The organism is Rhizorhabdus sp., from assembly GCF_018006725.1.
Lineage (GTDB): Bacteria > Pseudomonadota > Alphaproteobacteria > Sphingomonadales > Sphingomonadaceae > Rhizorhabdus.
On the sequence record NZ_JAGMXV010000052.1, the window covers coordinates 1 to 24437 of the forward strand.

17 protein-coding genes are annotated in these 24437 nt (G+C 65.9%); 9 read left to right on the forward strand and 8 right to left on the reverse strand.

From position 1 onward, the window contains the following. The coding region (locus tag KAY22_RS09695) for a dihydrodipicolinate synthase family protein (RefSeq protein WP_296622704.1) at positions 1–672 on the forward strand (672 nt) is incomplete at its 5' end. A 7-nt stretch (positions 673–679) separates the two neighbouring features. Here KAY22_RS09695 and KAY22_RS09700 read toward each other — a convergent pair. Further along, positions 680–2947, reverse strand: a complete 2268-nt coding sequence (locus KAY22_RS09700) for an NADP-dependent malic enzyme (protein ID WP_296622706.1) — start codon at positions 2945–2947, stop codon at positions 680–682. Between the two features lie 212 nt (positions 2948–3159). Here KAY22_RS09700 and KAY22_RS09705 point away from each other — a divergent pair, with 212 nt between their 5' ends. Then, positions 3160–5520, forward strand: coding sequence for a TonB-dependent receptor (locus KAY22_RS09705; RefSeq protein ID WP_296622708.1), 2361 nt, complete (start codon positions 3160–3162; stop codon positions 5518–5520). A 49-nt stretch (positions 5521–5569) separates the two neighbouring features. Continuing rightward, positions 5570–6634 (forward strand): cupin domain-containing protein, encoded by a 1065-nt coding sequence (locus tag KAY22_RS09710; protein WP_296622711.1) that lies wholly within the window; start codon positions 5570–5572, stop codon positions 6632–6634. A 49-nt stretch (positions 6635–6683) separates the two neighbouring features. On the opposite strand, the gene KAY22_RS09715 is transcribed toward KAY22_RS09710, so the two are convergent. Together KAY22_RS09715 and KAY22_RS09720 are read right to left on the reverse strand one after the other, a co-directional pair. Continuing rightward, complete coding sequence (locus tag KAY22_RS09715; RefSeq protein WP_296622712.1) at positions 6684–7844, reverse strand: aminotransferase class V-fold PLP-dependent enzyme; 1161 nt, start codon at positions 7842–7844, stop codon at positions 6684–6686. A 28-nt stretch (positions 7845–7872) separates the two neighbouring features. Then, positions 7873–9252: a sodium-dependent transporter gene (locus tag KAY22_RS09720; RefSeq protein WP_296622714.1), complete on the reverse strand. Its 1380-nt coding sequence runs from the start codon at positions 9250–9252 to the stop codon at positions 7873–7875. Positions 9253–9383: 131 nt separating this feature from the next. Between KAY22_RS09720 and KAY22_RS09725 the strand changes: the two genes are divergently transcribed. From KAY22_RS09725 to KAY22_RS09740, 4 genes are all read left to right on the forward strand, one after another. Next, positions 9384–9866 carry a MarR family transcriptional regulator gene (locus KAY22_RS09725; protein WP_296622716.1) on the forward strand — a complete coding sequence of 161 codons (483 nt, stop codon included), beginning with the start codon at positions 9384–9386 and terminating at the stop codon, positions 9864–9866. A gap of 26 nt (positions 9867–9892) precedes the next feature. Continuing rightward, positions 9893–10300, forward strand: a complete 408-nt coding sequence (locus KAY22_RS09730; RefSeq protein WP_296622717.1) for a VOC family protein — start codon at positions 9893–9895, stop codon at positions 10298–10300. A gap of 101 nt (positions 10301–10401) precedes the next feature. Continuing rightward, complete coding sequence (locus tag KAY22_RS09735) at positions 10402–11787, forward strand: amidohydrolase family protein (RefSeq protein ID WP_296622719.1); 1386 nt, start codon at positions 10402–10404, stop codon at positions 11785–11787. 2 nt (positions 11788–11789) lie between these two features. After that, the gene (locus tag KAY22_RS09740; RefSeq protein WP_296622721.1) at positions 11790–13133 is read left to right on the forward strand and encodes an amidohydrolase family protein; all 1344 of its coding nucleotides are present in this window, start codon (positions 11790–11792) and stop codon (positions 13131–13133) included. A gap of 25 nt (positions 13134–13158) precedes the next feature. Here the strand turns inward: KAY22_RS09740 and KAY22_RS09745 are convergent, their stop codons facing one another. From KAY22_RS09745 to KAY22_RS09755, 3 genes are all read right to left on the reverse strand, one after another. After that, complete coding sequence (locus tag KAY22_RS09745) at positions 13159–14283, reverse strand: GGDEF domain-containing protein (RefSeq protein ID WP_296622723.1); 1125 nt, start codon at positions 14281–14283, stop codon at positions 13159–13161. Positions 14284–14390: 107 nt separating this feature from the next. Continuing rightward, complete coding sequence (locus tag KAY22_RS09750; RefSeq protein ID WP_296622725.1) at positions 14391–15221, reverse strand: DUF6671 family protein; 831 nt, start codon at positions 15219–15221, stop codon at positions 14391–14393. A gap of 103 nt (positions 15222–15324) precedes the next feature. Next, positions 15325–16194: a LysR substrate-binding domain-containing protein gene (locus tag KAY22_RS09755; protein WP_296622727.1), complete on the reverse strand. Its 870-nt coding sequence runs from the start codon at positions 16192–16194 to the stop codon at positions 15325–15327. 101 nt (positions 16195–16295) lie between these two features. Between KAY22_RS09755 and KAY22_RS09760 the strand changes: the two genes are divergently transcribed. Together KAY22_RS09760 and KAY22_RS09765 are read left to right on the forward strand one after the other, a co-directional pair. Next, the gene (locus tag KAY22_RS09760; protein ID WP_296622729.1) at positions 16296–17660 is read left to right on the forward strand and encodes a proton-conducting transporter membrane subunit; all 1365 of its coding nucleotides are present in this window, start codon (positions 16296–16298) and stop codon (positions 17658–17660) included. Between the two features lie 32 nt (positions 17661–17692). Continuing rightward, the gene (locus tag KAY22_RS09765) at positions 17693–20281 is read left to right on the forward strand and encodes a DUF2309 domain-containing protein (RefSeq protein WP_296622731.1); all 2589 of its coding nucleotides are present in this window, start codon (positions 17693–17695) and stop codon (positions 20279–20281) included. 44 nt (positions 20282–20325) lie between these two features. On the opposite strand, the gene KAY22_RS09770 is transcribed toward KAY22_RS09765, so the two are convergent. Both KAY22_RS09770 and KAY22_RS09775 read right to left on the reverse strand, forming a co-directional pair. Beyond that, positions 20326–21408 (reverse strand): branched-chain amino acid aminotransferase, encoded by a 1083-nt coding sequence (locus KAY22_RS09770; RefSeq protein WP_296622733.1) that lies wholly within the window; start codon positions 21406–21408, stop codon positions 20326–20328. A 91-nt stretch (positions 21409–21499) separates the two neighbouring features. Next, on the reverse strand, positions 21500–24437 hold a 2938-nt coding region (locus KAY22_RS09775), incomplete at its 5' end, for an indolepyruvate ferredoxin oxidoreductase family protein (RefSeq protein ID WP_296622735.1).

The following is a 24437-nucleotide window of genomic DNA, read 5'->3' on the forward strand; positions in this document are numbered from 1 at the left end:
AGCATAGACCTCGCACGTCATGCCAAGGCTTGCGGCTTCGACGGCATATTGCTGACCCCTCCCCCTTATATCCGGCCCTCGGACGACGAGATCGTCGGCTTCTACCGGATGGTGTCGGACGCCAATGTCCTGCCGATCTGCGTTTACAACTGGCCGCCGGGCACGGGCATCGACATGTCGCCGGAATTGCTGGCCCGCCTCACCGACCTCGATGGCGTCGTCGCGATCAAGCAGTCGACCGGCCGGCTCGACCAGTTCGTGCGGACCTTCTTCGCGCTGCGCGACAAGGTTCGCGTGTTCGGATTCTCGATGGACGAACATGGCCTGACGCTGCTTCATGCCCATGACGGCGACGGGACCATGGGCGCCGGCGGCGTCCTCGGCCGCGACCAGCCCGATTTCTACAATCATCTGTGGCGGGGCGATCTCGATGCCGCACGGGCGTGCGGCGCAAAGGATCGGCTGATCCTCGACCAATGGTATACCCCCGACCTGGTCGGCCGCTTCGGCTCCGGCCCGGCGGCGCTCAAGGCGGGCTTCCGGCTGCTCGGTCAGCCGCTGGGCGGCGTCCGCCTGCCGCTGCGCGACGTCGACGCCGACGGCCTTGCCGCGATCGGCGAGACGCTGCGCCAGGCGGGCAAGCTCTCCCGCCAGCTCGAACGGGTCGCCTGATTCCCGCCTATCGCCGCTGCACGACCTCGGCAGCGGCGATAGCCGTCAGGTTCAATATGCCGCGTGACGTGACCCCTGGGGTCAACACATGGATCGGCTGTGCCAGGCCCATAAGCATCGGCCCCACCGTCGGCGACCGCGACGAGGCCGCAAGCGCGGTAAGCGTAATGTTGGCGGCATCGAGATTGGGCATGACGAGCAGGTTCGCCGATCCTTCGAAGCGCGAATCGGGAATCAGCCGCTCGCGCAGCGGCTGCGACAGTGCCGCGTCGGCGTGCATTTCGCCGTCGACCGACATGTCGGGCGCCATGGCCCTCACCAGCTTGAACGCCTCGCGCATCTTGCGGGCGCTGGGGCTGTGCGAGGCGCCGAAGTTGGAGTGCGACAGCAGCGCGACCTTCGGCTCGATGCCGAAGCGACGCACCGCACGCTCCGCCAGAATCGTCATCTCGGCGATTTGTGCGGGGCTCGGGTCAGGCACCATGTGCGTGTCGGTCAGGAACAGGACACCGGCGTCAAGGATCAGGCCCGACAGCGCATAGACGCGCTGGGCGTCGGCCGAGCGCTCGATCGTGCGCAGCACATGCTCGACCTGCCCCCAATATTCCGAATTGCCCCCGACCAACGCCGCATCGACCTGACCGGTGCGCAGCAGCATCGCGGCGGTTACGGTCGGTCGGCGATAGACATGTCGGACGATCTCAGCCGATGGCACACCGCGCCGCGCCGCGAGGCGGCGATAAGCCTCGACCAGCGGCTCGATCCTGTCATGATCGGTTTCCGGATCGACCACCTCGACATCGCGGTCGAGTTCAAAGCGCAGGCCGAGTTGCGGCAGCTTTTCCGCGAGGATGCGCCGACGCGCGACGATCACTGGGCGGACCAGCCCTTCGTCGAGCGCGTCCTGCACCGCGCGCAGAACGCGGTCGTCCTCGCCCTCGCCATAGGCCATGCGCGCATGGGTGCCCCGCGCGGCCTCGAAGACGGGCATCATCAATTGGCCTGAACGCGCGCTCTGCTGCTGGAGCGAGCGACGATAGGTCTCGATGTCGATCGGCCGGCGCGCCACGCCGGAGGCGATCGCCGCCTGGGCGACGGCGGGTGCGATCTCGCCGATCAGACGCGGATCGAAGGGCGTCGGGATGATATAATCGGGCCCGAAGCTGAGCTTGCTGCCGCCATAGGCCTGCGCCACGCTCTCATGCGCAGGCAGGCGGGCGAGCGCGGCAATCGCTTCGGCCGCCGCGACCTTCATGTCCTCGTTGATCGTGGTCGCACCGACGTCGAGCGCCCCCCGGAAGATATAGGGGAAGCACAGGACGTTGTTGACCTGGTTGGGATAGTCCGACCGGCCGGTCGCCACGATGGCATCGGGCCGCGCCGCGCGGGCTATCTCGGGCAGGATCTCCGGCTCGGGATTGGCCAGCGCGAAGATCAGCGGCCGTTCCGACAACAGCGGCAGCCATTCGGGCTTCAGCACGCCCGGCGCCGACAGACCGAGAAAGACATTGGCTCCCGGGAGCACCTCGGGCAGCGTCCGTGCGTCGGTATTGCGCGCATAGCGCGCCATGTTCGGCGCCATGCCCTGCCGCCCCGCATGAACCACACCATCCTTGTCGGTGAGCGTCACATTCTCGACCGGAAGCCCCATCGAGACGAGCAGGTCGACGCAGGCCAAAGCGGCGGCACCGGCGCCCGACGTCACCAGCCGGGCCTCCGCCAAACCGATATTCTGCAGAACGAGCGCGTTGCGAACGGCGGCCGCCACGACGATGGCCGTGCCATGCTGGTCGTCGTGGAAGACCGGGATGTTCATCCGCTTCTTGAGCGCGGCCTCGATCTCGAAGCATTCGGGGGCGCGGATGTCCTCGAGGTTGATCCCGCCGAAGGTCGGCTCCAGCAGCGCCACCGCCTCTACGAAGCGTTCGGGGTCGGTCGTGTCGACTTCGATGTCGAACACATCGATATCGGCGAACTTCTTGAAGAGGACAGCCTTGCCCTCCATCACCGGCTTCGACGCCAACGCCCCGATCGCGCCGAGGCCGAGTACGGCCGTCCCGTTGGAGATCACCGCGACGAGATTGCCGCGCGCGGTGTAATCGAGCGCCTTGTCCGGATCGGCAGCGATCTCCTCACAGGGCGCCGCCACGCCGGGTGAATAGGCTAGCGCCAGGTCACGCTGGTTCACCATCCGCTTGGTCGGCTCGATCCGCATCTTACCCGGCTGGGGATAGCGGTGATAATCGAGGGCGGCGCGGCGAAGCGTCTCTTCCACGGCGGATGACTCCAGTTTTTCGGGGCGGGGCGAACGCCCAGCGCTCTAGCAGGGCCGCCATTTTCTTCAACCGGCACCCCCGGCGGCAATTAGCCCTGCGGGCATTGGTGCATTCCGCTTGCTTCAAGCTTAAATCAAACATACATATATGAAAACGAATATGAGTTTGACGGGAGCTTGGCTCGAAACATCCTGCAACGAAGGGGGTTGGAATGAACGGGAAGATCGGGATTTTGGTATCCACCGCGTCGCTGTTCGCGATCGCGACAACGGCCACACCGGTTTGGGCGCAGAGCACGCCAGCCGCCGATACACTCAGCTCCGACATCGTGGTAACCGCCCGCAAGCGCGGCGAGGAGCGGCTTCAGGACATTCCCGCCTCGATCACCGCGATCGGATCGGCTGAACTGGAACGGCGCGGCGTCACCAATTTCGAGAGCTTCGCATACACCGTCCCCGGCCTGACCTTCACCGATCAGGGCCCCGGCCTGAAGCGCTACACGCTGCGCGGCATCCAGTCCGCGGGCCAGGAACAGGTCGCAGTCTATTATGACGAAGTGCCTGTCCCCGGCATCCAGAGCTCGAGCGGCGACAGCGGCTCGCAGATCGGCGATCTGCAGGTCTACGACATGTCGCGGATCGAAGTGCTCAAGGGCCCGCAGAGCACCACCTTCGGCGCCAACTCACAGACCGGCGCCGTCCGCTTCATCACCAACAAGCCCAAGCTGAATGCAGTCGAGGGATCGGTCCGGGCCGGCGCAAACATGGTTTCGGGCGGTGACGAGGGCGCCAACATCTACGGCATGATCAACATGCCGATCGTCGAGAACACGCTCGGCATCCGCGTCGTCGGCTATTATGACCGCACCCCGGGCTATGTGGACAATGTCCGGCTCGGCCTCAAGGACATCAACTCGGACGCGACCTCGGGCGTGCGCGGCATCCTGCGCTGGGAGCCCGCGCCGGGCATCGAGATCGACGCCATGGCCTGGTATCAGCGCCGCAACACGAAGGGCGCCAGCGAATATAGCCCGTTCGACAGCTTCCGCGAGCGCGGCAACAGCAGCGATCCGGGCTGGAACGACCTCGTCCCCCGCTTCGCCTACTTCCAGACCGGACAGTATAATTCGGGCAGCTACGTCAAGTCGCCACGCCCGGACCGGCAGCAGATCTACTCGCTGAGCGGAACTGGCGATCTCGGCTTTGCCTCGCTGACGGTCACCGGCTCGATCTACAAGCGCAAGCTCCAGTTCTACCGTGACAATTTCGTCTGGTCGCTGGGCGTCGGTCCGGCAGGCGAAACCTGCCCCAATGGGCGGCCCTGCACCCGCCCCGACCTGATCCCGCAGCTGACCGACCAGACACAGGATCTCAACCAGAAAACCTTCGAGGCGCGTCTGAACTCGACCGGCGACGGCCCGTTCCAGTGGGTCGCAGGCGTTTTCTATCGCGACCGCCAGTCAAATTTCCGCAGCTTCTCGCCGCTGGTCGACGCCAATGGCGACATCATCGTCGCCAGCACGCCGCCGACCGGTTTCTCGACGGCGGTGGGTGCCGGCATTGCCGGCTGTAATCCCTGCGCCTTCGCCCGCGTGAACACGCGCGGCATCAAGGAAAAAGCAGTCTTCGGCGAAGCGACCTTCGACATCACCGACAGCTTGGAACTGATGGGCGGCCTGCGCTGGTTCGAGGCGAAACAGACGGACTTCGGTACTACCCTGTTTCAGTTCCCCACCTTCGGCAGCACGCTGCCGGCGCCGTACAACCGTCGCTTTACCGAAGATCAGTATATTCCGAAGGCGCAGATCTCGTTCAAGCCTTCCGAGGACGTGTCGGTCTATGCGCTCGCGTCGAAGGGGTTCCGCCTCGGTGGCACCAACCAGTCGGCGGCAGTGGTCATCCCCGACGGCTATGAATCGGACTCGCTGTGGAATTACGAACTCGGATTCAAGTCGACCTGGTTTAACCGTCGTCTCGTGTTCAACGCGGCGGTCTATCAAATCGACTGGAACAACATCCAGGTGTCCGGCCGCGATCCCACCAACTCCTTCGCCTTTATCGGCAATGCGGGTGCGGCGCGCATCCAGGGCCTCGAAGTCGAAGTGCAGACGCGTCCGATGGACGGGCTAGAGCTGCTGGCCGGCCTGAACTGGCTGCCGAAGCGCGAACTGACCGAGGACCAGATCAGCAACAGCATCGCCGCCGCTGGACGCAAGGGCGACAAAATCCCGCGCATCCCGGCGCTCACCGCGACCTTCTCGGGCCAGTACAATATGGACCTGCCGGTCGATGGCTGGAATGGCTGGCTGCGCGGCGAATATAGCTACAAGGGCAAGTCCGGCACCGAACTCCGCCCGACCGCAAGCACCTATCGCCAGCAGGATGCCTTCAGCATCGTGAACCTGCGCATCGGCGCCGACAACCGCGACGACGGGCTGGGCTTCGCGCTGTTCCTGAACAATGTGTTCGACGTACAGGGGGACGTGTTCCTGGCGGCAGCAGCCTTCGTGCCGACGACCAAGATCACCAACCGTCCGCGGACGATCGGCTTCGAGATAACGAAGAGCTTTTGATAGACCCAAGGGGAGAGGAGCGCGCTTCTCTCCCCATTCGAGACCAGACATGACCGAGCATGATTGCGCCACGACCTGCCCGCTGATTGCGAGCCGCAAACCCTATTACAAGGAACTCACCGCCGGCCGGACCTATCTCTGGTGTTCCTGCGGCCGGTCGAAGCGTCAGCCTTTGTGCGACGGTCGCTCGCATGAAGGCACCGGTCTGGAGCCGGTTCGCTACACCGCTCAGCGCGATGGCGAGGAAGTGCTCTTCTGCGGCTGCAAGCACACGGCCACTGCCCCCTTTTGCGACGGCGCGCACAGCAACCTCCCCGGCGGCTACAAGGATGCAGGAGCGGACGCCGACGCGCCGCGTCCGGCCATCGTCGAGCCGGATGCCGAAGGCATTGCCCGGGTCGACGGTCGCTGCTTCGTCATCTCGCCCGGCGATGCAGGAGAAGAACGCTATCGCCTGCGCAAGCTGGTCGCCCCGTCGACCGGCGCCGAGCATCAGTCGCAATTCCACCTGTCACTCCGCGACGGCTCGTCGCCGGTGCTTCAGGCGAGCGGCACCGACGCCATATTGTGGGTGACGACCGGCCAAGGGACGATCGAGATCGGCAATCGCTCCTTTGCCTTGCAATCGCCCTGCGGCGTCTATGTGCGCAATGGAGAGGCGTTCCGCCTGACCGCGACGACGCCGGTGATCGCCTATATCTCTGCCTGCCCTGCGGTCGAAGAACTCGACACGCCCTCCGAATTGCCGGGGCTTTTCGACGATGCCTGGCCCGACCGGATGGTCGCGATCGACGAGGCAAACCGGACGGCGATGGGACCGCGCTGGTTCCAGATGCTCGTCGACAAGCGCATCGGATCGACCACCGCCGCGCAGTTCATCGGCCATATTCCGACGTCCCGCGCCGAGATGCACCGCCACCTCTACGAGGAAGCGCTGATCATCATGTCGGGCCATGGTATCATCTGGAACGAGACCAGTGCAGCGCGCGTGGCTGCGGGAGACGTAATCTTCTTCCCTCGCAAGCATCTCCACTCGCTCGAATGCACCGCGCCGGAGGGGATGGACGTTGTCGGCATCATTCATCCCGGCGACAATCCGGGGGTGAACTACTGATCGCAGCCGAGGGGGGGCATCTGCCCCCCTCTTGCCGTTCGGCGGGCTCTCAGCCCAGCAGCTCTCGGCGTTTTGCAAGAGCCGCCACCAGTCGCTCCACATCGTCTTCGTCATTGTAGAAGTGAAACCCGGCGCGGATCTTCCCGTCGCGGCACGAGGTAATCACCTTGTCCTCGGCGAGTGCCGCCACCAGCGCCGCATCGTCGCGCGACGGAAGCGCGAGCAGCGGCCCCCGCCGTTCATCGTCATCGGGCGTGAAGATCGCAATCTGCTCGGCGGCCAGCCGGGTGATCGCATGACGGGTGATGCTGCGCACATGCGCTCCGATTGCATCGAGGCCGATGCCCAGAACGATATCAAGCCCCGCCTGCGTGCCGTAGAGGCTCGGCACCGGCGGAGTGCCGGCCTCGAACCGGCGTGCCGTAGGGCTCGGCCGGTTGGCGAAGATGTCCATCGCTCCCGGATCGACCTGGGCGAACCAGCCACTGTTTCGGGGGGACAGCGTCTCGATCAGGTCCCGGCGAACATAGAGGAAGCCGATCCCGGCAGTCCCCAGCAGATATTTTAGCATGCCGCCAACCGCCAGATCGACACCCAGGCTTCGCGGGTCGATCGGCTGCGACCCGACCGACTGGTAGCAGTCGAGCAGAACAATGGCGCCCGCATCATGGGCGATCCGGCAAATCTCCCGGATATCGGCATCGGGCAGCCGCCCGCCATGCCGATAGCAGACATGGGACAGCGCGACGATCGCGGTACGCTCGTCGATCGCGGTACGAAAACCCTCGATATCGACGATGCCCTGGCCGGTTTCGGCGACATGAACGACCTCCGCCCCTGCCTGTTCCTGGCCGTGCCAGATCTGTGCACCGGTCGGAAATTCGAAGTTCGACAGGACGATCCGGTTGCGCTCACCGCTGAAGTCCAGCGCACTCGCAATCGCGTTGATCCCGGCCGAGGCCGATCCGGTGATCGCGATCTCGTCGGGGTCGACTGCGAAGACACGCGCCATCTGCTCCCTGACCAATTCCAGCCGTTCGACCCAGCCGCCCCAGTCGGCGCCCTTCGCCACCCGGTCGTCGAGATAGCGGTTGAAGGCCGCGCGCACGCCGTCGGCAAGCAGGCCGTAGGAGCCGCTGCTGAAATAGGCGAGTTCCGGCAGGGAGGCGAACTGCGCCCGGACGGCTTTCAGATCGGGAAGAAGAGACACGACGGCAACTCCAACAGAACCAAGAGGATCAGGCGAGAATGTGGATCATCAGGCCGATGATCGCAGCAGGCGAAACGAAGGCGAGCAGGACGTGCCACAGCCGAAACCCGCCATCCTTGAGATCGGTCACCTCGGGCGTCATCGTCCGGCGGATCGCCCAGCCGGCGAAGACCGCGATCAGCAGCGCGTTGAGCGGCAGCAGCAGATCGGCGATGCCGAAGTCGAGTATCTCGAAGAAGGTCTTGCCTGCGAAGGGTGGCAGGGCGTTCAACGGATGAACGTCCTTGAGCAGGTTGAACGACAGCAACGACGGCAAGCCGACCGCATAGATCGCCAAAGCCGTGCCGAGGGCCACAGGGGCTCGTTTCCAGCCGGTCCGCTCCATCAGCCAGGCGACCACCGGTTCGAGCATGCCGACCGCCGTCGTAAAAGCGCCTAGCGCGATCAGACCGAAGAAGGCGATACTGACGAGGCGCCCGCCCGGCATGCCGCCAAAGGCGACCGGGAGGGTGACGAAGATCAGATTGGGGCCCTCGGTCGGCGCAAGGCCATAGAACAGCACCGCCGGGAAGATGGCGAGCCCCGCCATCATCGCGATGAAGATCACCGAGCCCGAGACGATCATCGCCGATTGCGGCAACGAAACGCCGCGCGGCAGATAGGCGGCATAGGTCATCAGTACGCCGACCCCGATAGCGGTGGAGAAGAGCGCCTGGCCCAGAGCGGTGAGGACGCCGGTGCCGGTCATCGCCGAGAAATCGGGGTAGAAGAGGAAACGCAGCGCGGGGCTGAGCCCGATCGTGACGGCGTTGTAGCCGACGAGGCCGATCAGGACGACGAACAGCGCGACCATCTTGACCTTCGACACCACCTCGATGCCGCGCCGCACGCCGAGTGCCACCACGACCGCCACGGCGGCGATGAACGCAAACTGCAGAAAGGCCTGACGACCCGGCGAGCCGATCGCCCCCTCGAACACGGCCCTAGAACCCGCTGCATCGAGCCCGCCAAAACCCTGGACGATCGCGAGCCGCGCATAGTCCACGCCCCAGCCCGCCACGACGCTGTAATAGCTCAGCCCGAAAAAAGGGATGGCGAGGCTCAGCCAGCCGATCGCCCGCCATGCTGGTGACGCGCCTTCGGCCTTCACGAGCCGTTCCATCGTTCCGATCACGCTGCCATGGCCCCGCCGGCCCATCGCCATTTCGGCAATCATCAGGGGGACGCAGATCAGCAACACGAAGACGATATAGAGGATGACGAAGGCGCCACCGCCGTTCGCCCCGGCGACATAGGGGAAGCGCCACAGGCTGCCGAGCCCGATTGCCGCTGCTGCTGCTGCAAGAACGAAGGCCAGCTTGGAGGTCCAGACCTCGCCGCCTGCGTGGTTGCTATCTGCTTCGGCCATGCGCCCCACGCTCCTCTGCCCACTCGAACGATCTTCTTATATTCAAAAATATATCCTTTTGCATATAGATTTTGTTGCGTGCGCGGGTGGCAGGCTTTTAGATGCAAGCATCAGTTGGGGATCGATCCAGTATGAGCAGCAAAGAACATCGAGAGGACAAGATCGTCGACCTGGAAAAGGGCGACCGCTGGCTGGACGATTATCTTCCATATCAGCTTTACCGCGTCACAAATCGGCTGAACGTCCGCCTGCAGGGCCGTATGCGTGCGCTCGACATCAACCTCTCGCAATGGCGCATTCTGAGCGTGCTCCATTCGAGTGGCACGCTGAGCATCAGCGGTATCGTCGAGCAGACGCTGATGGAGCAGCCCACCGTCAGCCGTGTGGTCGTCCAGTTGGAAAAGGACGGCATGGTGGAGCGACGCGTGTCGTCGGGAGACTCGCGGATGATCGACATCACGCTGACACCCAAGGGAGCGGAGACCTTCACCTCCATCCGCCAGTCGGCCTATGCGCATGAACGGATCGCGCTGGAGGGCCTGTCGGATGAGACGCTCGATCTGTTTCGCGAAACATTGCGACGCATCGAAAGCAACATCGACATCTATGATTGAGCGCGCTCTTGCCGTTAGATGATTGCATGTCGACGGCCAGCCCCACGCCGCCATCCATCCCCAAGGTGGATGGCGTCCTGACCATGTTCTACTATGCCGACCTCGCTGCGGCCGAGCGCTGGTATGAGGAGGTTATAGGCTTCGAGAAGATCCTGCGGCTCGACGGTCTCGCATTGTTCCGCGTTCATGCGAGCAGCCATCTGGCCCTCGTCGGCGACGGCGCCGGGAGCCAGCAGCCCATCGTCGGCAGCAACAAGGGCGCGATCCTGTCGATCCAGACGAGCGAACTGCAGCAATGGCATCAGCGACTTTTCGCGCATCAGGCTCCGGGTACCGGACATGGCCTGCACATCGGCTGCGACGGCCTGACGATCGAGTTCAAGGTCCGCGACCCGGAAGGCTATACCGTCGAATTTTTCGAGTGGATCGATTGACCGGCCGCTGACCGATCCACAGCGTTTTAATATGTATTTTCATATTTCATTATCAGCAATATCGCGTTAGCCTCTTCCCATCGCCGAACAGGGGGGATGGAATGAAAAGATTTCTAGGCTGTGCAGCCGCGCTGGGCCTGGTCTGGGCCGCGCCCGCGCTTGCGGAAACCACACCGGTCCCCGGCACGCCGGCCCATCCGTCTGCTCCGGCGGCGCTGCCGACGATCCTCCATGCGGGCAAGCTGCTGGCCGTGCCCGGCGAGAAGGTCGTCGAACAGGCGACCGTCGTAACGCGCGACGGCAAGATCCTGGCGGTACGCAGCGGCTATCTCGACGCTGCGGCACTGGGGCTGCCTGCCGACACGGCCGTGGTCGACCTCAAGGACCGCTTCGTCCTGCCCGGCTTCATGGACATGCACGTCCATCTCAGTTCGGGCGGCTCGGCACGCAACCCGATGACCCGCCTCAAGGAAGGCCCCGAATATTTTGCGATCAACGCCTATGCCAATGGCTACCGGACGCTGATGGCGGGCTTCACCACGGTGCGCGACCTCGGTTCGCCCGGAGACTCGCTGTTCGCGCTGCGCGACGCGATCCGCGACGGGATCGTCGCCGGACCGAAGATCATCGCCGCCGGTGAGGGTATCAGCCCGACCAACGGCCATGCCGACGCCCATGGCCTTCGCCGCGACCTGATGGAGGCGCAGATCCGTCCCGGCGTGTGCGATGGTGCCGATGACTGCCGCCGCGCCGTCCGCAACGCGATCAAATATGGCGCCGATGTCATCAAGGTTCATGTGACCGGCGGCGTCCTCGACGAATCCGACGCGGGGACCGGACAGCAGTTCACCGACGAGGAACTGCGCGCGATCGTCGATGCGGGCCACGCCATGGGCCGCAAGGTCACCACCCACGCCCATGGCAAGAGCGGCATCGATGCGGCGGTGCGTGCCGGTTACGACTCGATCGAGCATGCGATGTGGGCCGACGAGGAAAGCCTCAAGCTGATGAAGCAGAAGGGCACCTGGCTGATCCCCACCGTCTGGCCGATCAGTTGGGTCGGCGACACGCCCGAAAAGGTGCGGCAGGGGCCGTTCAAGAATCTCGCGCCCAACTCGCTCGCCAAGCTCTACCAGCTCGGCGACCAGCCCAAGAAGATGGTGCGCGCCGCAATCCGCCTGGGCGTGCCGATCGCGCTGGGCACCGACAATGGCATAGCGCCGCACGGCACCAACGGGTACGAAATGCTCGAATATGTCGAGGCGGGCATGACGCCGATGGAGGCGCTGAAGACCGGCACGGTGAACGCAGCCAAGGCCGGTGGCGTCAATGATCGGGGCAGCATTGCGCCGGGTCTCGCCGCCGACATCATCGCGCTCGAAGGGGATCCGCTGACCGATATCCGGGCGGTGCTGTCGGTCGATTTCGTCATGCGCGACGGCATCATTTTCAAGAAGGACGGCAAGGCCGGGGAGACGGGGCTGTGACGATGAAGACGCTTATCCGGGGCTTTCTGTTCGCAGGCTCGATGCTCGTCGCAGGCACCATCGCACAGGCCGAGGCGATCATCTTCGACCATGTCACGCTCGTCGATGGCACCGGCGGCGCGCCGCAACCAGACATGAGCGTCGCCATCGACGACGGCAAGTTCATCGCCGTCACCCCGACCGTTGCGGCTGCAAAGCTGAAGGGGCGCCGGGTCGATGCGACAGGACGCTGGATGATCCCGGGGCTCATGGACGTTCACATCCATCTCGGCGGACCGTACAACCCCGAGAAGAAGCATGACCAGGGCGTCCAGGCGCTCGCCAGCTTCCTCTATTCGGGCGTCACCACCGTCTATGACGCGGGCAACGACGCGCGCTTCATCCTGACGCTGCGCGACGAGGAGCGGGCGGGCAAGATCCTGTCGCCGCGTATCCTCGCGACCGGAAATCTCGTCACCTATCCTGGCAGCCACGGCTCGGCGATGGGCGTCGAGGTCGACAGCTGGCCGCAGGCCAAGCCCGCGCTCGACAAGCACATCGCCGAACAGAAGCCCGACATCGTCAAGCTCACCCTGGAAGAACATGGCTGGGGCTCGCGGCCGATGATCTCGCTGCTGCCGCTCGATCTGATGCAGAACATCATCCAATATTATAACGAGCGCGGCATCCGCACGACCGCGCACACGTCGAGCGAATTGCGCGCGATCGAGGCGATCTATGCTGGTGTCGACAGCCTCGCCCACCCCGTCATCCAGGGCCCCGTCAGCGACGGCTTCGTCAGGCTGATGGGGGCGAAGAAGACGCCGATGGCGACCACGCTGACGATCGGCGAGGGGTATAGCCGGCTGGTCGAGCATCCCGAATATCTCGACCAGCCGCTCTATGCGGCCAGCTACAGCAAGCAGCAGATCGCCGAGCTGAAGTCCAAGACGCGCGCCGAATGGAAGGAGCGCAGCTGGACCTGGTGGATGAAGCTGATGACCCCGATCGCGCAGGAGAACCTCCGCAGGATCGATGCGGCTGGCGGGGTGATCGCGATCGGCACCGACCAGTCGGTAGGTCCGGCCGTCCACCGCGAGATGGAGCTGATGCAGGCGGCTGGCGTGAAGCCGGGCGAGATCATCCGCATGGCGACGCTCAACAGCGCCCGCCATCTGGGCCGCGAGGACGAGCTCGGCTCGATCGCACCCGGCAAGATCGCCGACGCTGTATTGCTGAGCGCCGACCCCACCGCCGACATCAACAATGCCAAGGCGATCGTCGTGGTGATCAAGGCCGGTGCGCTGGTCGACGAGGACAAGCTGCCGATGGCCGGCGGACCGCAGAAGCGCCGCCGCGACTTTTGATCCTGCCGGGCGGCGGGGCGGCGGCTCAGGCCGCTACCCGCCCCCGCCCATGCGCCTTGGCCCGGTAGAGCGAAATGTCGGCGCGGTGCAGCGCGGCGTCGAAGTCGCTCTCGCCCAGCTGAACTGCCGCAAGCCCCATGCTGACGCTCCAGTCGTGCGCGATCGCCGTCTTGCGAGACAGCTGCGCGCGCAACCCTTCGGCAAATCCCAGCGCGTCGTCGCAGGCGGCCGGCAGCAATATGGCGAATTCGTCCCCGCCCAGCCGGGCCAGTTCGCCACCTTTCTCCAGCGCGAACACCGCTGCTTCCCGCCCGATCAGCGCGAGAATCGCATCTCCGGCGGCATGGCCGTGGCGGTCGTTGATCGCCTTGAAATGGTCGATGTCGAGAACGAGCACCGATGCCCCAGGCTCGATCAACCGGACCATCTGCTCGCGTAGCCCTGCCCTGTTCCAAGCGCCTGTGAGCGCGTCACGCAACGCCACCTGCCGCAAATCGCGCTGTGCACGCTCGATCGGGATCGACAGCAGACCCATGTTCAATATGCCGAGCAGCAACTGATCGGACAGCATTCCGAGAAGGGCGAGCAGTTCGATGCCGTGCAACGCTCCGAACTCTCCCGCCACGGACAGTGCATAAGCCGGGACATAGGCGAGCTGGGCGCAGCCGACGATCCGGTGACCTGCGGTGCGATAGGCCGTCCGTCCGAACAGAAAGGCACAGCCGACCAGGGCCATCGACAGCGACAGGCCCACGGCGTCGCCGACCTGGGGCAGCACGCTGCCCGGCGGGAGATGCCCCGTCGCGACAGCAAGGCGCGGCAGGCCGTGGAGGATGGGCGCGGCTACCAGCGGAATGATCATCCACGGTCGGAACGGGCTGCGCCCCTCCAGGCTGAGCACACCGCTCACGCCCAGCACATTGGAAAGAACGAGACCGGCGAACAGAAGACTTGTCAGCCCGAACGCTTCTTGTCCCGCTATGCCGAACCCGATGATGGTCAGCGCATAGAGAAAGGAACTGGCCGCCCAGTAGAGCATGTGGCCAGCGCCACGGTCGCGCCACCACAGCAGGGCGAAGGCCAGCCCGAACGCGGTCGAGGCGAGCATGCTGCAAAGACGCAGCGTTTCGACGTCTGGAAGCGTGGACATGATGATGCGAACCTGCGCCGGCCATCGCATGCGGCCATTAACAAGCTGTGACCATGCTGGAATTCCGCTCACGGCGATAGACCAAAGCGCACATCTTTAGTCGCATTTCACGGATTGCAGACCGGACAATGAGCGGGATCGGCTGTCCGATCGGGGTCGATTGGCTCGACGCGTTCGAGCCCGCAATTTCGGCAGCGATAGAGCCGGTCGACGCTGTCGAGTGTCGCCGTCCCGCACCAGCTGCAGGGCCGGCCGGCCCTTGGAACGCCCCGCCAGTCGGGAAAAGCGCAATCGGGGCAGCGCTGGTCGAGCCGAAGCGCAAGATCGGAGACGGCGCGCGCAATCGAGCGCCGACGCCTGGGATTTCGATGTGCGCGCATGTCGGTGCGAAGATGCACGGCGCCATGCTCCGCCAGCAGGGCTGCCGCCGTCGCACCCAACGCATCGAAGCCGTCGATATCCTTTGCAAAGGGTCCGCTGCCCCCCGGCGGGGCGAGCAACAGGCCATGGTCGGGGAAGCCGATACGCTCCGCAAACTCCCGCACTTCGGTCGCTACATGGGCTTCGCAGCTTGCGAAATTGGTATCGAGCGTCAGATCTTCGCCGATGACGTGCAGGCCGCTCGCCCGGCAGAGCAGGACGACCATCTCCCGGCCACCAGGTACGAAGCCATAAGCGGGGTGCGGGCCGAAGGCGCCCTCGCTGGCGAGCGCGAAATCAGCGTGCGGAGCCGCATCCAATCCCGCCCGTGCCTTGGCGAGCAGCGCGTCCAGCTGCGACCCTGCCCTCGGGATTTCGCCGCTGAACGTGCCGAAGCGGTCGGTGTCGATTTCAGGCGGCGAAAGGAAGCGCAACCCGCTGCCGGCAAGCCCTGCCGCGATCAGGCCTTCCTTGCCGTGCATGGTGACGATGACCGCCGTTCGGCCCGCAATGTCCATGGCTGCCTCCAGCCTGCCCGCTAGACAAAAGCGCAACCATGTCAAAATGAAATGGTCTCATCAATAACATTGGGAATACCAATGGTGTGTCAAAAACCCCTGTTCAGGCGCCGCGCTCCAGCGCTTCGACGATATGCTGGCTCAGCTTATGCGCGGTGTCGGAGATGCCGGCTGCTTCCAGCAATGCGATCTCGGTATCGGCCAAGGCGGGCAGGCCTGCCTCCGGCCCCACAGGCAGCAACGTGTCGGGCACCATCTCGCGCGGCAGCACCGTCACGCCCAGCCCGGCGCGGACCGCCGCTTGGGCGCCGGCGAGGCTGGTCGAGGTATAGGCGATCCGCCAGGGTCGCCCCTGCGCCTCCAGCGCATCGATCGCACGCTTGCGATAGACGCAGGGCTGGGGCGACACGATCAGCGGCAGCGTCTCCTTGCCGTCCGCCGCACTGCGGTCGCGCGCGACCCAAACAAGCGGCTCACGCCACACCCGCATACCGCCGACCGTCGTGGTAGCGAGCGTCGGCTCGCGCTTCACCAGCACCAGATCGAAAGCCCCGCTGTGAAAGCGCTCGAGCAGATTGAGCGTCAGATCGCAGGTGACTTCCAGTTCGACCAGCGGATGCGCCTCGGTGAATTGCGCCAGCACGGCCGGCAGATGTGCCGTTGCGAAATCCTCCGGCACCCCCAGCCGAACCGCTCCTGCGATGTCGGGTTCGAAAATCTCGGCCACCGCCTTGTCGTTGAGCAGCAGCAGCTTGCGCGCGGTGCCGAGCAATCGCTGCCCCTCCGACGTCAGTTGCAGCGAGCGCGACGTGCGACGAATCAGGCTGCGGCCGAGCAGATCCTCCAACCGCTTCACCTGCAGGCTGATCGTAGATTGCGTCCGTCCCAGCCGCTCTCCGGCGCGGGTGAAGCTGCCGGCATCGGCGATGGTGACGAAACAGCGGAGGAGGTCGAGATCGAGATTTCTGAACATCTGCGAGCATCCATGTCCATACTCAATGAATGGGATTTCAATAACTCATTTTACCAATGCAGGTCCAGAACTCATATCGGCCGCGAAAGGAGCATCATCCCATGCGTTCCACGCCCGCCTCGGCCCCCGCCCAGAAACAGTCGCCGGCCCAGCCCCTTCTGATCCTCGCTGCCCTATTCCTTCTCGCCGTCATGACGGTGGTCGACCACGCCGTTCCGCTCTTCGCGCTCGACGGCCTGACGGCGGCCATGGGGGCCCTCGTGCTCCTCGTCGCAGCCTCGATCGTTACCTATTCGCGCCGCCACATGCGGGCATCGGACGCTTCGCGCTATTTCGGTAACATGGTCGGACTGCTTAGCGCGACTACCGCCTTCCTCACCACCAACCATGTCCTGATATTTGCCGCCGGCTGGATCGCCAGCGGCGTCTTCCTCGCCAGGCTGATCGGTCATGTGCAGGGCTGGTCCTCCGCCCGGCGGTCGGCACGCCTCGCCGCCGACTGCTTCATGGCGACCGACGCCGCCTTGGTCCTCGGCCTTGGCCTGCTGAGCTGGCGCTTCGGCACGGCGTCGATCGCCGAAATCGTCGCCCGGGTGTCGCAGATGCCCAGCTTCTCGGCAGAACTGGCCGCAGCCCTGCTGGCGGTCGCCGCCCTCGCCCGCTGCGCCATCCCGCCGCTGTCGCGCTGGCTGCTCGCATCTATGACCGCACCTACCCCGGTGTCCGCACTGATGCATGCAGGCATGGTCAACGCCGGCGGCTTCCTGCTGCTGCGCTTTGCGCCACTGCTCGAAGCGGCCCCGGTTATCCGCCTCTCGCTGGTCGGCATCGGTGCGATCGGCGCACTCTACGGCATCGGCGTTATGATCGTCCGCCCGGACATCAAGCGGTCGCTCGCCGGCTCGACCGTGTCGCAGATGAGCTTCATGATCCTGACCTGCGGCCTCGGCGCCTATGCCGCCGCCCTGTGGCACATCGTCGCCCACGGCCTGTTCAAGGCCTGGCTGTTCCTGGGCACCGGCATGACCATCCGCGCGCCGCAGGTCGAGCGGGTCCGCCCGCCGGTCCTTGCAGCCCTGGGGGTCAGCGTCCTCGTGCTGGGCGCAGGCTTCGCTGCCGGGATCGTCGATCCGCAGGCACCGGCGTTCCTGCCGATGGCCTTCGCGCTGACGACCGCGATCCTCACCTTCCTGACGCTTCCGCAGAGCGGCGGCCGCACCAGGCAGATCGCCGGAACCGGCGCGATGGTCGCGATGCTGATCGCCGTCCACATGCTCGGCCTGTTCGCTGCCGAGAGCCTCTACCAGCGCAGTGCGCCGGCAATCCTGCCCGCCAGCGCCCAGCTGATCCTCGCGCTGCTCTTCTCGCTGGCGCTGCTGTGGCAGTTCAAGCCCTCGGCTGCGGCCCGGCAACTGCCGCGCTGGCTCTACGTCCGCCTGCTCAACGCCGGCGCGATCCGCGCCTGATCCGCTCCTCCTCTCTTTCCAAGGAAACCCGCATGTCGCTCATCCTGAAAGAACGCCCCAAGCAGAAGACGCTGTCCACCGGCGACGTCCATGATCTGGTCCAGATCGCATCGCAGGTCGTGGCGCCACTGTGGCCACTCGAAAGTCCGATTGCGGTCAATCCGCTCGCCGGTTTCGAGGATCTTCCGTTCGCCGACGCGATCAGCCGCGCGGGCGGCCTGTTCGGTGCGCGCGCAGGGATGGCGCTCGCCAAATGGCGCCGTCTGGTCGAGCAAGGCAAGGTCGATCGCGTCCTGCTCCTGCAGATCGCTGTGGAGCATCTGGGCGGCCCGGATATGGCCTTTCGCAAGGTTCTGCCAGGCATCAATGCGCTCGACCTTCTGTCGGCCCGGTTGCTGGAGATCGACGAGCGCGTCGACCCGCACGCCGAGGCCCCTCGCAACTCGGGTCCGGGCGAAGCCTTTCTCGCCAAATGGTGCGCCGTGTTCTTCGACCAGGGCGTCGCGGCAATGCCGATGCCAGGCCGCGAGCGCGGTCTTTACGCCGCGATCCTCGACATGGCGCTGGACGATCCCGATTTCGCGGCGCTGGCAGGCCAACAGGCCGAAGCGCTGGTGGACGCAATGCCGTCCGATCCGATCGAGGCGATCCGCCTTGCCCTGCTCGACCAGCCCGACCACTCGGAAGCACGCCTCCACTGGCTCCGCACCATGTTGACCCGCCTGCCGGGCTGGGCCGGACATATCAGGTGGCGGAGCGAAAAGGCCGACCCCGATGTCTCGCGCGGGGCGCCGGCAACGCTGACCGACCTGCTCGGCCTGTGGACGCTGATCGACCGGCTGGATCCGCTGCCCAAGGCGGCGCCCGCCTTCGCCAACGATGCGCGCGACGATATCGCACGCCACTTCTCGATCGATCTCCTGACGCTGGACCGGCTGGAAGGCGACGCCAGGGCGATCGTGCGGCATATCGCGGGGCTGTCCTACGCCGATCTCGCCTATCTCTTCATGACCACCGCGGAGCGGCAGCTGGAAAGCCAGGTCGTTGCCGGCCTGCGCAGGCACATTCGTGCCAGCGAGGCAGGCAAGGGCCGACCGGCAGCGCAGATGATCTTCTGCATCGACGTGCGCTCGGAACCGCTGCGGCGGGCTATCGAACGGCGCGGCGATTATGAGACGCTTGGCTATGCCGGCTTCTTCGGACTGCCGATCGCGCTGCGCTCGCCGCTCGACAGCCGGCGCAAGCGGCAACTGCCCGTGCTGCTCGAACCGCAGCATGACGTCGAAACACGCCCGGTCGCCGGCGCCGAGGACGAGGCGCACCGTCTGATCGAGCGCATCCGGGGCGCGACCAGCCTCAACAGCCTGGCAGGATCGGCCAAACAGGGCGTCATGACCAGCTTCGCGACCGCCGAGGCCGCCGGGCCGCTGGCGGCAGCCATGCTCGCGATCCGCAACTGGGCCCCGAAACTCGCGCAGAAGCTGGTTCCGCCGGGCCGCGAAGCGCTCGATCCGCTGATGCGTCCGTGCATGGCAGGCCACGATCACGATCACGATCACGATCACGATCACAGCGCGGCCGATGGGATGACGCTGGCGAACAAGTGCGACTATGCGCGCGGCATGTTTGCGCTGACGGGCCTCAAGCCCGAGACCCTCGGGCGCATCGTGATGCTCGTCGGCCATGGCGCCAGCGCGGTGAACAATGCCTTCGTCGGCTCGCTCGACTGCGGCGCCTGCGGCGGTCGCTCGGGCGGACCAAACGCCCGCGCTCTGGCGGCAATCCTCAACGACGAGCGGGTGCGCAGCCGCCTGCGGACCGAGGGCATTACGATCCCCGAGGACAGCTATTTCCTCGCGGCCCAGCACAACACCAGCACCGACGAGATCCTGTTCTACGAGAGCTGGAACATCCCCGCCTCGCACAAGGAGGATTTCGAGCTGCTGCGCATGGACATCGAGGATGCGGCCAATGAGACCTGCGGCTGGCGCGCCGCTCGCCTCGGCCGGACGGTCGAGGGGCAGCGCACCGCCGCCTTGCACTGGGGCGAGGTGCGGCCCGAATGGGGCCTGTCGCGCAACGCCGCCTTCATCGTCGGTCCGCGCTCGATCAGCCGCGACATCGACCTCGACGGGCGCGCCTTCCTGCACAGCTATGACTGGCGGCAGGACCAGGACGGATCGGCACTGAAGACGATCCTGACGGCACCGATGATCGTCGCGCAGTGGATCAACTGCCAGTATCTTTTCTCGACGATCGACAATGCCGCTTATGGCGCGGGCGACAAGGCGACGCACAACATCATCGGCGGCTTCGGCGTCCTGCAGGGCAATGAGGGCGATCTGTGTGTCGGCTTGCCGCGCCAGTCGCTCTTCAACGACGATGGCACCCCCTATCATGTGCCGCAGCGGCTGCTGACCGTGGTCCACGCCCCGCTCGACCGGGTTGATCGGATCGTCATGGAGACGCCGATCCTCAGCCGCCTGTTCGGCAATGGCTGGGTCAAGCTGGTGGTGATCGACCCGCTCGACAAAGCGGCGCACCGCTGGGTATCGAGCGACGGCATCATGCCGCTATCGTCGGCGCCCAATGGCTGGGCGCAGGGCCACTACAGCGTCTGACCAAAACGGGCCGGGCGGCGCTCAGGCGCCGCCCGGCCAACCGTTCAGAGCGTGCGACGCCAGCCGAACTGGTCGTTGGTTTCGCCGCGCTGGATCGCGACCAGCCGGTCGCGCAGGTCCTGCGTCACCGCCCCGGCCTCGCCGCCGCCGATCAGGAACTCGCCGCCGCTGTGGAGGATGCGGCCGACGCTGACGATCGTCGCGGCGGTGCCGCAGACGAACACCTCGCGCAGGCGGCCGCTCTGCGCATCTGCCTGCCACTGGTCGAAGCCATAGCGGGCCTCCTCGACCGAAATTCCCTTGTCGCGGGCGAGCGCGATCACCGAGGCGCGGGTGATGCCGGGCAGGATCGTGCCGAGCGGCGGGGTCTTCACCGTGCCGTCGTCGAACACGAAGAAGATGTTCATGCCACCCAGTTCCTCGACCCAGCGATGCTCGGCGGCATCGAGGAAGACGACCTGGTCGCAGCCATGTTCGATCGCCTCGGCCTGCGCGATCAGGCTTCCGGCATAGTTGCCGCCGCACTTGGCAGCCCCGGTACCGCCCGCAGCGGCGCGGCTGTAATTGTCCGAAACCCAGACGCTGATCGGCTTGGCGCCGCCCTTGAAATAGGCGCCCACCGGCGATGCGATGACGCAGAAGACATAGCGCTTGGCCGGGCGCACGCCCAGGAACACGTCATTGGCGAACATGAAGGGGCGCAGATAGAGACTGCCCTCCCCCGCCGGGATCCACGCCGCATCGATCGCGACCAGACGCTCGATCGCCTCGAGGAACAACGCCTCCGGCAGCTCGGGCATAGCCATGCGGTGCGCGGACTGGTTGAACCGCCGCGCATTTTCCTCGGGCCGGAACAGGGTGATCGCGCCATCGCTGCCGCGATAGGCCTTCATCCCCTCGAAGATCTCCTGCGCATAATGCAGCACCGCGCTGGCCGGATCGATCGAGAAGGGCTCGCGCGCGCGGACGCGGGCGTCGTGCCAGCCGGCTTCCTCGGTCCATTCGATCGTGACCATGTGATCGGTGAAGACCTTGCCGAAGCCCGGCTCCGCGATCAGCTGCGCCCGCGCATCGTCGGAAAGCCGGTTGGGGTTCGGGATCGTCTGGAACTGCACAGAATCTGCCATGGTTCACCTGAAGATGGATTTGCGCGAAGCCCTTAAAGCCTGATCGGGCGCGGTGGAAGCGCTTTGCGCAGCGCGCCCGGCGGATCGCTGGTCAGGCGGCGATCCGCGCGTCGGGCTGCTCGTCGAGCCGGGCGATCAGCGCAGCGCGCTCTTCCGCATAGCGCGCCATAGCCTCCTCCTTCACCGGGCCATAGCCGCGCACCATGTCGGGCAGTGCGACCAGCGCCAGCGCGGTATCGGGCGCAGTCCGGTCGAGCCGGTCGCACAGCATCTCGATCGTCGCGAGATACTCGTCCCGCAAGGCGCGCTCGGCGCGGCGCTCGGCGGTGCGCCCGAAGGGATCGGCCCAGCCGCCCCGCAACGCCTTGCCCTTGGCCAGCATCGCCATTGCCTTGAAGATCCACGGCCCGAACTTGCGCTTGGCCGGGCGGCCCGTGGCGGGGTCGACCCGCGACAGCAGCGGCGGCGCGAGATAGAGGGACAGCCGCCGCGTCGACGCGAACTGCGCCGCCAGCGCCTCGCGGAAGGCCGGCTCGGCATAGAGCCGCGCGACCTCATATTCGTCCTTATAGGCCATCAGCTTATAGGCATTGGCCGCCACCGCACGCAGCAGCGGCTCCCCCGCCTCGCCCATCGCCGCGACGGCGGCGCGGACGCGATCGAGCAACGCAGCATATCGCGCGGCATAGGCGTCGTCCTGATAGGCGACCAGATCGGCGCTGTGCCGGGCGATCAGGGCGTCGGCGTCCTCGATCGCTACCGGTTCGATGGCAACGCCGGCCATGCGCTCGACCGCCGCCAGATCGATTGCGGCCAGCCGACCCCAGGCGAAGGCGCGCTTGTTGAGCGCGACTGCAGCGCCATTGGACTCGATCGCCGCAGCGAAGGCCTCGGCCGAAATCGGCAGCAGCCCCTTCTGCCAAGCATAGCCCACCATCAGCGTGTTGGCGGCGACATTATTGCCGAACAGCCCCTCGGCGATGCGCGTCGCGTTGATAAGGAAGCCGCGATCACCCGCGCGCTTCATCAGCAGGTCGAGCATGGTCGCGGTCGGCAGAGCGGCGTCGCGGTCGAGCACCATGTCGGCGGTCGGGGTCTCGTCGGCGTTGAGGACGATCGCCCCGCGCCCGACCGCGAATTTGCGCAGGGCATCGGGGCTGCTGGCGACCACGGCATCGGTGCCGAGCACGAGGTCGGCATCGCCCTGTCCGATCCGGACGGCATGGATATCGCCACGCGCAATCCGCACCTGGCTGACCACCGCACCGTTTTTCTGGGCGAGGCCGGTGAAGTCGAGAACGGTCGAGGACAGCCCGTCGAGATGCGCCGACATGCCGAGCAGCGCGCCGACCGTCAGCACGCCCAGCCCGCCGATCCCGGCGACATAGACGTTGAACGCGCCGTCGAGCGCAGGGATCACAGGCGTCGGAAGCGTCGGGAAACGCTCCCTCTCCATCGCCTCGATCCGCGCGGCTTCGGGGCGGCGCAGCACCGGGCCGTCGATCTCGACGAAGCTGGGGCAGAAGCCCTTCACGCAGGAGAAATCCTTGTTGCAGGCCGACTGGTCGATCCGGCGCTTCGTGCCCTGTGGCGTCTGCAGCGGCTGCACCGCGATGCAGTTCGACTGGACCGAGCAATCGCCGCAGCCCTCGCAGACGCGCGGGTTGATGAACAGGCGGCGGTCGGGATCGGGGAAGCCGCCCCGCTTGCGGCGGCGGCGCTTCTCGGCGGCGCAGGTCTGTTCATAGACGATCGCGGTGACGCCGGGCATGTCGCGCATCTCGCGCTGGATCGCGTCCATCTCGTCGCGGTGGCCGATGAGTGCCTCCCCGCCGAGCGCGCGCCATTTGGCGGGTTCGTCGCTGACGAGGCGGACTTGCGACACGCCCTCGGCCTTCAGCTGCGCGACGATCCGCGCAGGATCGATCGCGCCCTCGGCCCGCTGTCCGCCGGTCATCGCGACCGCGTCATTATAGAGGATCTTGAAGGTGATGTTGGCCTTCGACGCGACCGCGCTGCGGATCGCGAGCAGGCCGCTATGCTGATAGGTGCCGTCCCCCAGATTCTGGAAGATGTGCTTCGTCTCGGAGAAGGGCGCGGCACCGACCCATTGCATCCCCTCGCCGCCCATCTGGCTGAAGGTCGAGGTCTTCAGCTTGGGCACCGACAGCGCCATGACGTGGCAGCCGATGCCGCCCCCGGAGATCGATCCCTCGGGCGTCTTCGTCGAACTGTTGTGCGGGCAGCCCGAACAGAAGAAGGGCTTGCGCGCCGGGAAGGGCACCACCTCGCCCCCCGCCTTGCGCTGCTGCAACGCGTCGAGCCGCGCCGGCAGGCCGATCGGGTCATGGGCGATCCGCGACACCAGCGCGCGGGCGACCAGCATCGGATCGAATTCCATCACCACTGGCAGCAGCGGCTTGCCCTCGGCATCGGTCTTGCCCGTGACGCGCGGACGCGGCCCCGCCCGGTTGAACAGCGCCGCCTTGATCTGGTTCTCGACGGTCGGCCCCTTCTCCTCGACGACGAAAATCTCGTCCGCGTCTCCGGCCAGATCGAACAGCGGCGCGGTGGCAAGCGGCCAGCTCATCGCGACCTTGTAAATCGATAGGCCCAGCGCCTGCGCCTCATCCTCGCCGATGCCGAGATTGTTCAGCGCCTGCATGAGGTCCTGATGCGCCTTGCCGACCGTGACGATGCAGAGCCGCTTCGCCGGGCTCGCGAAGATCGTCCGGTCGATCCGGTTCGCGGTCGCCCACGCCACGGCGGCCGGCAGCCGCTCCTCGATCATCCGCCGCTCATACTCCGCGCGCTGGGCGGGCCACTGGATCGTCGGGTCCCAGTTGAGCCCATGCGGCGGCACGACATCCGCCGGTGCATGGAACAGCGGATAGGCATGGGGAAACTCGAAGCTGGCGGCGCTCTCGACCACCTCGGCAATCGTCTTCATCGCGACCCACAGGCCGGAGAAGCGCGACAGCGCGAAGCCGGCGAGGCCCAGCGTCAAGATCTCGGAGACATTCGCCGGC

Excerpts from the sequence above, each read along its gene's own strand:
- KAY22_RS09705 (WP_296622708.1), top strand. The coding sequence starts at position 3,160 with ATGAACGGGAAGATCGGGATTTTGGTATCCACCGCGTCGCTGTTCGCG.
- KAY22_RS09710 (WP_296622711.1), top strand. The coding sequence starts at position 5,570 with ATGACCGAGCATGATTGCGCCACGACCTGCCCGCTGATTGCGAGCCGC.
- KAY22_RS09720 (WP_296622714.1), bottom strand. The coding sequence starts at position 9,252 with ATGGCCGAAGCAGATAGCAACCACGCAGGCGGCGAGGTCTGGACCTCC.
- KAY22_RS09725 (WP_296622716.1), top strand. The coding sequence starts at position 9,384 with ATGAGCAGCAAAGAACATCGAGAGGACAAGATCGTCGACCTGGAAAAG.
- KAY22_RS09730 (WP_296622717.1), top strand. The coding sequence starts at position 9,893 with ATGTCGACGGCCAGCCCCACGCCGCCATCCATCCCCAAGGTGGATGGC.
- KAY22_RS09735 (WP_296622719.1), top strand. The coding sequence starts at position 10,402 with ATGAAAAGATTTCTAGGCTGTGCAGCCGCGCTGGGCCTGGTCTGGGCC.
- KAY22_RS09740 (WP_296622721.1), top strand. The coding sequence starts at position 11,790 with ATGAAGACGCTTATCCGGGGCTTTCTGTTCGCAGGCTCGATGCTCGTC.
- KAY22_RS09745 (WP_296622723.1), bottom strand. The coding sequence starts at position 14,283 with ATGTCCACGCTTCCAGACGTCGAAACGCTGCGTCTTTGCAGCATGCTC.
- KAY22_RS09750 (WP_296622725.1), bottom strand. The coding sequence starts at position 15,221 with ATGGACATTGCGGGCCGAACGGCGGTCATCGTCACCATGCACGGCAAG.
- KAY22_RS09755 (WP_296622727.1), bottom strand. The coding sequence starts at position 16,194 with ATGTTCAGAAATCTCGATCTCGACCTCCTCCGCTGTTTCGTCACCATC.
- KAY22_RS09760 (WP_296622729.1), top strand. The coding sequence starts at position 16,296 with ATGCGTTCCACGCCCGCCTCGGCCCCCGCCCAGAAACAGTCGCCGGCC.
- KAY22_RS09765 (WP_296622731.1), top strand. The coding sequence starts at position 17,693 with ATGTCGCTCATCCTGAAAGAACGCCCCAAGCAGAAGACGCTGTCCACC.
- KAY22_RS09770 (WP_296622733.1), bottom strand. The coding sequence starts at position 21,408 with ATGGCAGATTCTGTGCAGTTCCAGACGATCCCGAACCCCAACCGGCTT.